This window comes from Allocoleopsis franciscana PCC 7113 (assembly GCF_000317515.1).
GTDB classification, from domain to species: domain Bacteria; phylum Cyanobacteriota; class Cyanobacteriia; order Cyanobacteriales; family Coleofasciculaceae; genus Allocoleopsis; species Allocoleopsis franciscana.
In genome coordinates this window covers 19226-28816 of the sequence record NC_019742.1, presented here as the reverse complement: position 1 = coordinate 28816, position 9591 = coordinate 19226, and the positions used below count along the sequence as shown (strand labels likewise).

Here is a 9591-nt window from a genome sequence, read left to right as displayed (position 1 = left end):
TAATACCTTACTAAGGTGTAGTTGCGGTATAAACGATTTTACTCACTTGTTTAGATGATGTGAGATAAAGTTCGGCTATACTTCCAGCGTTGAATTCAGGGTCAGTTTCGTCGTAAACTATCTTTTCAGCAGTACGAGAGGTTGCTCTATTCAAACGCATATCTCCTCGGCTAATAATCCGGGCATAAGGTAGGGCTTGAGATAAAGAAACTGGATTTTTAAATTCGAGAGTAGCTCTACTATATTCAGTCGATGCAGCTTCTGTAATCAAGATGGCATCCTTAAATAAATGTCTTCTTCGATAACCGCAATAGTCGTCTAAACTGTAATAACCGCAAGCATGACCCCACCAGGGGATATTCCAAAAGAGACGCTGGGAAAAGTTTTGGTTAATATATCGTCTATCTTCAGGAACTTGTATTAAGCCATCTTGAGCGATTAAAGTAGAATCCCAATTGTTGTTAGTTCTTGAACCTCCCAATTGATGGCTATTGATATTTAAGTAACTATTGGTTTCTGATTTAGCCCAAGCTGCTTTTTGATTCATTTCAAAAAAGAAGCTTATGCTTACTAAATTGACTCCTAATGTCAAAGCCAATATTCCTCTTTTGAAACGAAAAGAGTTATTTTGATTTTGAGGATTCATTGACTCATGCTCCTTGAGCTAAAGCTACAAATCTAAACGAAGTTGTTCTACAGCTAACGGCAACTCCAGTTGTTCGACCACTACCTTAGCTTTTATCTCTTCCATCGCCAACCACAAATCTAACAAGGCTTTGTGTTCGGGGACGCTATCTGGAATTACTTTAAATGCCACTTCCATTGTTTTCATGAACATATCGTTGCTGACGAGTCCAGTATTCTTCATGAAGCGGCGCACCAGTTGGATGTTTTGTTCTTCGGTGTAAATGGCGAGGATGGCGTGGAGTCCGTCTACTAAATATCGGGCGGAAAATTCTTGTTCGTTGACGGAAAAGGCGCGTTTTTTCAGGCGTTGTTGGGGGGTGAGGAGTTGGCAGGTGCCACTGGTGGAGTCGAGGAGTTTGTGGGTTTTGGCTAAGTCGGTGAGGTTGAAGCCACCAATGGCAAGGGCGAGTTGTCTGGCTTCATCGAAGGGGAATTCTCGCGCTTTGAAGGCATCCCAGGCGAGGAGATACCATTGGGTGAGGGAGTCAAAGCCTGCGGTGTCGCTTTGGACGAGTTTGCGGAAGCGGTAATTGGCGATCGCTTTTCTAGCTTCGGCAAAGGCAAGTTCCGGGCGGACTTCTTCGCCGCTGCTGTCGAGGATGGGGTGGGAACGGGAGAAGACGTTTAACGCGGGACCAAAGGCACTCAGGTAGAGGTCAATCCCGGTGATGTCGTTGGCTTCATAGTCGGGGGCGCGAAGTTCTACGAGGTTGGCGACTTCGGGGCGCAAGTCATCCCACCAAGCTTGTTCGGCGTTAGGGTCGCGTTTGCGGCAGACTAAGAGGACGGTACTGGAGACGGAGTTTTTCTTGGCTTGGTGCAGGTTTTGGGGGTTTTCGGTGCTGACTGCCCAGGATGCGGTAATCTCGAAGCCTGCATCAATGAGGGATTTGGCGAGGACATCCCACGCGCCGGAGTCTTTGTGGTTGAATTGCACGGTCATTACGCCGTCGTCGCGCAGGACTCGGTAATATTCGGCAAATGCCAGTGCCATTTTTGCTTCGTAGTCCTGGTTAGCGAGTTCGTCGGCGGATACTCCCATGTTGCGGAAGCGGGAGGGGTTGGCAACAGCTTCTCTGTCTTTGTCGGTGAGTTCGGTTAGGAATAGTTCAGGGAAAATGTCGCCGAGGGTGCGTTTCATCCAGACATAAAAGAAGTCGGAAATTTCGGCATATTGGATAGTTGAATAATAAGGTGGATCAGTGACAATCGCATCGACTGATTTAGCTGGAAGGTGAAAAAGGCTATCAGCAGATGCGGCATCAATTTGGATGTTTTTTGGGTTGTATTCTTCGATACCGGCTAAACCCATTGAGTGAGGTTTAGTGCCAAATAATGCACATAAGGGAGAATATTCTTCAGATACAGCTTCTCCACATTTTTGCCATAGTCTCCATGTTCCAGTTGTTTCTGGATAGCACCAAAATAAATTCAGTGCGTGCTGAGTTGATGCCCTTCTGTATAAAGGATGACCTGCATCCCAATGAGATAGTCTTGAATTCAAATCAACACATCTATCTAATACTAAAGCTAAATATGTGCTTATCGCCTCTACTTTTTCCCGTTCATACTCAGCCCATAGCAGCGCCTTAGCTTCGTTGATAATTTCTACATAAGTGCCAAGGGTTAAAAGCTGGCGGTAATTAAACATATCTTTCCATGTCGGGCAAAATATTCGGATCTGTTCATCTAAATCCTTGCCTTCAGGAATTAATTCAATAGGTATATAATTTTTGCTATTTAATCTCTCCATATTTTTTTCAAACTGATTTTGGGTTTTTTCTAAGCCAATTAAATCAGTTTGATTGGGGATTCTAAAATCTAAACTTTCTTGACCTTTTTTATAAGCGACTGCATACAGTTGACAACCCAATCCTGCTTGTTTAGCACCTCGCATAATAACACTATTTTCAATTACCGTTTTACAATTGGGACATTTCCCCACCCCCCGGCTAATCGTATTGTAATCACTCGGATCGTACTCGCCTTCATCGGTTTTAATTGTCGTGCCTTTCCCCTTTGCCCCCTTCACTAACTCAAAATTAACCCGCTTCTGTTCCAGGTTAGAAATCGGTTTCACTGCATACCATTTGCCTTTTTTACTGGCTCCAGGAGATTTATTTAACCACCAATTCGGACTCAACGGCACAACCGACTCACAACTCGGACAAACCACTGTATGCGCCCATAAATAATTCTGCACCGTTTCCCCTGGTAACGAAGGGAAAAACTCAGCTAATCTTTTCTCCGCCTCATCCCCAACCCACTTCACCCATTTATCAATATCCTGCTGCAAATCCGGCCCAAACTTGAGGGGATATTCCATCGCCGCCTTCATCGTCACCACCGCCACCGGATTCAAATCCGACGCCAGCACATTCAACCCATACCGCGCCGCCTCAAATGGAATACTCCCACCGCCACCAAACGCATCCAATACGGTAGGAGTCCGCTTTCCCCAAACCTTTTCGCACAAATCATGCACCTGCTTAATTCGTTCAGACGTTGGCGGTGTTTTGTATAGCCTTACCTCACTGCTTCTGTATTTTCGTCTCTCCAACCCCAACAGATATTCAAACTCATCCATCGAAATCTCTGCGGGTAACAGCGAACCCAACACGCTAGCGCGGCTAAAGGATAGCGGTTTGCGCGAATACCAGCGGTGCAACCCTTTGAATGGATTTCCACCGTTCTCGTAATATACCTGCTGGTTTAATAACTCCACAGGCATGATTTTTTCGATAAAAACTTTTGGACGGTTAGGGGTAGGGTTAGTCATTTTTTAGCTCCATCCGTAGACACGGATGTGATTAAAATTAATCGTATCAACACCTGATTTTTGAAGATAATTTGCTAACTTGAGGTCGTCAGTCAGCACTAGATATTGGTTCCTAGCTAAATTAACGATGCCGCAATCCGTCAAACCAAACTTAGTAAATCGTTCCATACTGGCAGATGTCCGACTCTCGATATAAGTTTCATCTAATCTAGCCACCCCCTGAGCAAATATAGAAAAACACTGAGAACGTTCGGGTTCACCAAGCTGGTTAGCCAAACTATTAACCTCTGTCAGAATGTTAGGTGTCGTTACAATCTTTGAAAAATAGGACAAGATTTGCATTAACGAATCATAATCTTCGGGTGTAAACTGTTCCGTTCGATTAAAATTTGAAATTCGTGAACGATTGACTGTGCCAACAAACCAGAGTAGAAGAATATTCGTATCGATTAAAATTCCTTTTTGCCTATAATTATCAAATAAGGAACGAATAAACTCTTTCATAAATCTCTAATTTTCATAGACTGGACTTCACCCGTTTCTGAGTCGATTTTAAATATCTTATACTCTCGCTCATACTTGTAATCAGGAGGTGAAGCCGGAGCAGGTAATAGGTTTGATAGAGAGTTTTTTCTCTGAACTACAGGACGTTCAAATCCTAATGTAACAAACCAAAATTTTTTATCTTCTGATAGTTCCACCTCTTCAAGCCTTAAATCTTGAACTTGATGGCTTATCATATCTCTGAGTGATTGAAAATAATTTTTTGCCGCCGCTACTGCACCTCGTACATCAACTTTCATAGCTGCTCTACCTCTTAACAATTCTACAAATATATACGGAATAACTTTTTGATGTTTAAAGACCTACTTAACCTGAACATTCCCTAGAAGCTATATAATTTTACCCTCCACATTTAGTCTCCCAACAATACTCGCATTGCCTTCAACACGGTATTGCGTTTTCCGTTAGACATTTTGGCAAACCAGTAGTGAGATTCTTCATTACTCATTGCCGTAATTCCCGCCGCGATATTGGCAATTCGTTCCGGTTTCGATAAAGGTTGCAACGCCTGAAATAAAAGTGCCAAATTAACGCCTGATTCTTCATTTAATACATAGGCAGCTTGCCGCTTGTGTGATAGTGTTTTAGGGTCATAGTTATTCGCCTTCAAAACCTCATAAATCACCTGTCTCGCCTGCACTAATGCATTTCCTTTCAACCGCCCAATTCGTTTAGCCGCAGGTCGCTTCTTTTCCCCTGCCTTTTTATAGGCACACTGATACAACTCCAAGGCAAAATTATTGTTATCAGTGGGAACCACCCGCAGTTGAAACTCTTGCATCAATACGTTACCCTTGCACTTAAATACAGACGCTCTACAGGATTGCGTAAAAGCGCCTGTTTGATTGTATTGATTTCTGACCCCCCTGGCGTCACAGCACTGTCAAACTCAAACGTGAGTTTCAGATTCACGTCCGCCTGCACGTTGGGCGCATTGAGCAAGGTATTAATGGTAGAGAAGAAACTCTGGAACCCTCGCACTGAACCCTGGTACTCTAACCTAGCAAAGTCACCCGTCTGAATCATCACGCGCTGGTCAATTTGCAACGGGAAACGACCTAACAGCGGCAGCGTCGTCCCCAGCTTGCGATAGTCCATCACTTGGTCAACGGACAGTTCCAGCAATTGTATCCCCTGAACTTTATCATCGCTACAGCGATCGCTCAAAGCCGTAAAGACGCTATTCGGTGTACCATCTAGCTCAATCTGTTCCGGTTTAACATCAAATAACCCCCTCTCGTCACTAGCACCGGGACTACTCCCAGAACCCCCCGTGCCATAGATAGAACCAGTAGAACCACTGGTTAATGTTACCCGCGTCTCCCGCTGCTCAACTTCCCCATTCCCATAATCCGCCACTATCTTAAAGGCAGTCGTCTTGGAAATACTGCCTTCATATTCATCCGAGGGGCGAAATTCTTGAGGTATCTGAGTTCCATCTTGATACAGAGAAACAGTTAACGCCCCCTTCGCCTTCCACCGCACCCGCACAGGTTTAGTTGCTTCAGTACTCGGCATTAATTGGGCGCTGAGTTCAACTTCCTTGGGTTTTGGCGGTTCCAAAATTCCCCGGCGATAGAGCACCATCCGTTCGGAGAACTCAATCGTTTCCGGCAAGGTAAAATTGCCGTCATCGGTTTTGATAAATAGCCTCTCTCCCACTTTCATATCCCACTGTCCCTCTTCCAACCCCCGGCGTACTGTCGTCCGCAGTTTGGGAATTTCCGCTTCAATAGGCATATTCAGGGCGAGATTCTTGGAAAATTCCTCCCGTAGGCTTTTACTTGTCCAATGCTCAATGCCAGAGGGCCACACCTTCTGCAAAATATAAGCAGGGGCAAAGGACTTCGCCAAGTCTTCCTCTTCTGCACGAATCTTGCCGCAGTCCCTCAGTGCCTTGAGAATTACATCCTGCTGGTTATTCTTGCCTTTAACTGTGCTGGAATCTTGGGCGGGTAGAGTGTAGTGCATCAACCCCTTGGGCGCTTTCACGGGGTCATTGGCAGGATAAAATAGATGGCGGTAAGTATTGGTTAAAGCGATTCGCAGCCTCAAATCAATCTCGCCGTCTTTCCCCCGCAGTTGTTTCTGCTGACTTTCTGAAATGTCCTCCAACCGATTGGGACTTGCCAGAATGTTCTTAACTGCCTTATGCTCTCTGGCTAAATCAATTGTTCGTTCTAGTTCGTGCTTGTTAGCGACTAAAAACAGCAGTCGATTGCGAAAGGTGCGGAACTTCCCCGATTCTCCCGTATTATCAAAAATCTGCTCAATTAGATGGGGGGCAGAGTCTTGAGACGACGAAACTTCAGCTTCATCGAAGTCAATGACGCATAAGGCAATCGGGTCAGGTACGTCATCCACATCAGCCGGAGAATCGGGTATTACTAGCTTAAAGACTTTGGAGGCAAAGATGCTATCTCGGCGCGATCGCAAATCGTCTTTTGCCTGAGTCCTGCCCACCTGCTCTTTCTCTTCTGTGATAATTTTATTAATCGACGGTTCTTCTTTAAACCGAGCAATTGAAGTGATTGGGTCGTTGTCCAGATACCACGCTACGCCAGTAAGTTTATCCAACACCTGGTCTACAAACCCAATTTCCAATCCCGGTGTAAGCAAGGATAAATTTAACTCCGCCCGTCGAATCCCCGATGAAATCCCTTGGGTGAGAGAATGTAAAAATATCGTCCGTGCTACCCAAGTCGAAAAGGCTGGTTTCCCTGCAACTAACCACTGTTGGTCTTGGACTTGAGCGTAAGCTTCTCTCCCTGAAGCGTTGTAGATATCCGCCTGAATCGGATTCCGCATCATCGGACGCTGCAAACGGGAGGTTAATTCATCAGTGACTTGAGCCTCCACTCCTAGGGGAATATGATGAGTGTGAATCATCGGTATCCACTCAGTTGGATTTTGCCACAGGTGACGCACCACCATCGCAAATAACCGCAATGCCCCTCTCGTGCGCTGAAACTCAGGGATTGAGGCAATCTTTTTAGTCAGCAGGCTGAACAGTTCTGGATGAAACGGATAAGAGGATGCGATCGCGTTAGCATAGGGAGAATCTTTGCAACCATCGGGCAAATTAATCCGGCTGGCACGATAGGAATATAAATAGTCTTTAGCCGCCTCTTGAGCGGCGTCGGTACTGACGCTTTCAAATAACCGCTGCTTAACAATATTGTAAATTTCGATATCTGTACTGGGACTCAAAACCCGCTCTTGTCTTGCCGATGCTCGGATAACTTCGTTGAGTTCCGTGGTTTCTTCGCTAAAGGTATCGGAGGCTGAGGCGAGGGAGTAAACCAGAATTAAATTATTGACCGACGCTGCTAAATCCATCAAAGAGAACAGAAACGCCACCACCTGCTTGGAGAGGGTACTCTGCCCCACAGGTTTTCCCTCAGCCGCTCTCAGATAACGGGCAATTTCGTCCAAAATAATCACAGTGGGTTTGCCAGCCGTGAGTCGTTCTAATACCGATGTCCCCGGACTAATGCCACTCGTATCGGAACCGCGCAATAGCTGATAGCCTTCAATTCCCCCAATCTGATAGGCGATTTCTCCCCAAAGGGTCAGTGTGGTGATACCCGTGCTGGCATGATGTACCCCATTCTCTGGGTCTAAGTCTCTGCCATCAATCGCGGCTACCTGCACTGCATAATCAGGAATTAAAGTCAAGTCAGCGAAGCGGTCTAGTCCATTAATGTGCCGCCCTTGCTTGCAGATGTGCCAGATAGCAATCTCATCGTGGGTTTTGCCGCCGCCAAAGCTAGTTTCTAAACGAATGACAGGGGAACCTGATGCTGCACCCGTTAACCGCCCGAAGACTTCTCGAATTAGGGTTTTAATGCCATCGGTAGGAAAGGTGTTGGCGAAGAAGGTATTGGCATCTTTGTAAACTATGGGGGCAGTGCCTTCGACAACTGGACGGATTTTGGCGGCAAATAAGTCTACCGAAAGTTCTCCGGCTTGAATTTCTGCTCTGGGAATGCAAGTGTTAAATATAGATGGCAGCATTATCTAACTTTTTTTGCCTCAGTACTGATTCACAAAATACTTCGCCAGCAAGTCAGAACCGTTCTCTCCCATCTCCCGCACCATCACCTCAAGAAGCTTGAGGACTATGGGCAAAGGTTTTGTTTTGCTGCGTTCCCAACGGTTCACTGACTGAAACGAGACACCCAGCACTTGGGCAAACTGCACTTGAGTCAGCCCTAGGCGCTTCCGGATTTCCTTCACGAGTATGGCAGTTGATAACGGTTCGGTTACGGGCATGGCAAAGATGCCTCATAGGTTCTTCTCATCGAACTTAACCTAAAGGCATAGTCTCGCACATGGTATATTTACGGAAATTTGCCAAAAAAAATAAGAGAGTCACGTTTTGCGGCTCTCTCGATCATCAGGGTGCATCTACTAACCTTATTATTACGCTTCGGGGTGAGGGGTGTCACCCCCTATTGATGAAGTGTTGATGAAGGGTGAGATTGGCGATCGCGTTGTCCCATCTTGAGTAGTGTCAATAAGAGACAGAGTTCCTTAAATAATCATCATGTCTGCACAAAGGCTCCAGACCTCAAATGGAAGCCGGGTTAATCTGGGACAACTAACAGCGATCTCTGTTGTGACTTTCTAACTTTGGTGTCATGAGTTGGAATGTTTAGGTAAAAGACCAACGGAGCCATGAGCAATCAGCCCACTTCCCAGGACACTGCTCAACTTACTTTTGTTAAAAAGTCTGAGTCTGGAACAATTTTATCTGTCCAATTGGACAGATAACCATCGCACCCACTAACAAGGAAGCCCCTGATTGAACACCAGGGGCTTCGTCTTTATACCAGTCAACTGATAGCATTAATCTTCTTTGGGCAATAGGAGCTTTGTCCAGTTTGCGTGCCCAGCGGGAGGAGGAAATAAATTATTGATAATCGGAACGATTTTTGAGTCGGTCAGTTTAGCTTTCCGAAGCAACTGAACCATGCGCTCAACTTCCAAACTTGGATTGTCTTTCTGCTCTTCGTCCAGCTCTTTTCGCAGGTTTTTCAGCATCGTTTCGTACTGTTGTTTAGTTTGGTCTAGCTGGCGCTCCTTATCAACAATTTTCGACCGAGCTTCAGTAAGCTGCATTCTAAGGTCTTGGTTTCTCTGCCTGAGTTCTTGAATTTCTGCTGCATATTCTTGGGAACTCAGGCTGGAGTTTCCCCCGATAAGGAACTCTCCAATTTTTCCATCCGTTGTTCTAGGCTGGCAATGCGCTCCAAAGCTTGAGCCACCGGAGTCTGGTCTATTTCCAGCCCCAGCTCCCGACCCAGTACATTGATAGCGTAATCGTTGATGGAGGAACCTTCCTTCTTGGCTCTCTGCTTGATGAGCTCGTAAATCTTTGGATGCTTGTCGAGTCGGATGTTCAGTTGGACGCGATCGCTCATAGCTAGTAAATACTATTTTCTTCTAGTTCTAGCCATGATTTTACCAATTTTAACTTTACTAGCGCTTTACTAGCATTTGTTAGGAACAGTTACTTTTAAAATGCTTGTATTCGTTACCGCATTGGTCGGTTTCAG

General features: G+C 45.6%; 9 protein-coding genes. All 9 read right to left on the bottom strand.

Annotated features, from left to right (window positions below; all coding sequences use genetic code 11):
* Positions 1-10 precede the first annotated feature (10 nt).
* The 9 genes from MIC7113_RS32630 to MIC7113_RS32590 all read right to left on the bottom strand — a co-directional run bounded on the left by MIC7113_RS32630 (position 11) and on the right by MIC7113_RS32590 (position 9456).
* The gene (locus tag MIC7113_RS32630; protein ID WP_015186350.1) at positions 11-646 is read right to left on the bottom strand and encodes a hypothetical protein; all 636 of its coding nucleotides are present in this window, start codon (positions 644-646) and stop codon (positions 11-13) included.
* A 24-nt stretch (positions 647-670) separates the two neighbouring features.
* Positions 671-3466 (bottom strand): DUF1156 domain-containing protein, encoded by a 2796-nt coding sequence (locus MIC7113_RS32625; protein WP_015186349.1) that lies wholly within the window; start codon positions 3464-3466, stop codon positions 671-673.
* 3 nt (positions 3467-3469) lie between these two features.
* Positions 3470-3970, bottom strand: a complete 501-nt coding sequence (locus MIC7113_RS32620) for a PIN domain-containing protein (RefSeq protein WP_015186348.1) — start codon at positions 3968-3970, stop codon at positions 3470-3472.
* On the bottom strand, positions 3967-4269 hold the full coding sequence (locus MIC7113_RS32615) for a hypothetical protein (protein ID WP_015186347.1): 303 nt from the start codon (positions 4267-4269) through the stop codon (positions 3967-3969). Before MIC7113_RS32615 ends, MIC7113_RS32620 begins: the two co-directional genes overlap by 4 nt.
* Before the next feature lie 113 nt (positions 4270-4382).
* Positions 4383-4811: a DUF7680 family protein gene (locus MIC7113_RS32610; RefSeq protein WP_015186346.1), complete on the bottom strand. Its 429-nt coding sequence runs from the start codon at positions 4809-4811 to the stop codon at positions 4383-4385.
* The gene (locus MIC7113_RS32605; RefSeq protein WP_015186345.1) at positions 4811-8047 is read right to left on the bottom strand and encodes an ATP-binding protein; all 3237 of its coding nucleotides are present in this window, start codon (positions 8045-8047) and stop codon (positions 4811-4813) included. Before MIC7113_RS32605 ends, MIC7113_RS32610 begins: the two co-directional genes overlap by 1 nt.
* Before the next feature lie 18 nt (positions 8048-8065).
* Positions 8066-8305, bottom strand: coding sequence for a helix-turn-helix domain-containing protein (locus MIC7113_RS32600; protein WP_015186344.1), 240 nt, complete (start codon positions 8303-8305; stop codon positions 8066-8068).
* 576 nt (positions 8306-8881) lie between these two features.
* The gene (locus MIC7113_RS32595) at positions 8882-9154 is read right to left on the bottom strand and encodes a hypothetical protein (protein WP_015186342.1); all 273 of its coding nucleotides are present in this window, start codon (positions 9152-9154) and stop codon (positions 8882-8884) included.
* 59 nt (positions 9155-9213) lie between these two features.
* Positions 9214-9456, bottom strand: coding sequence for a hypothetical protein (locus MIC7113_RS32590; RefSeq protein ID WP_015186341.1), 243 nt, complete (start codon positions 9454-9456; stop codon positions 9214-9216).
* Positions 9457-9591 lie beyond the last annotated feature (135 nt).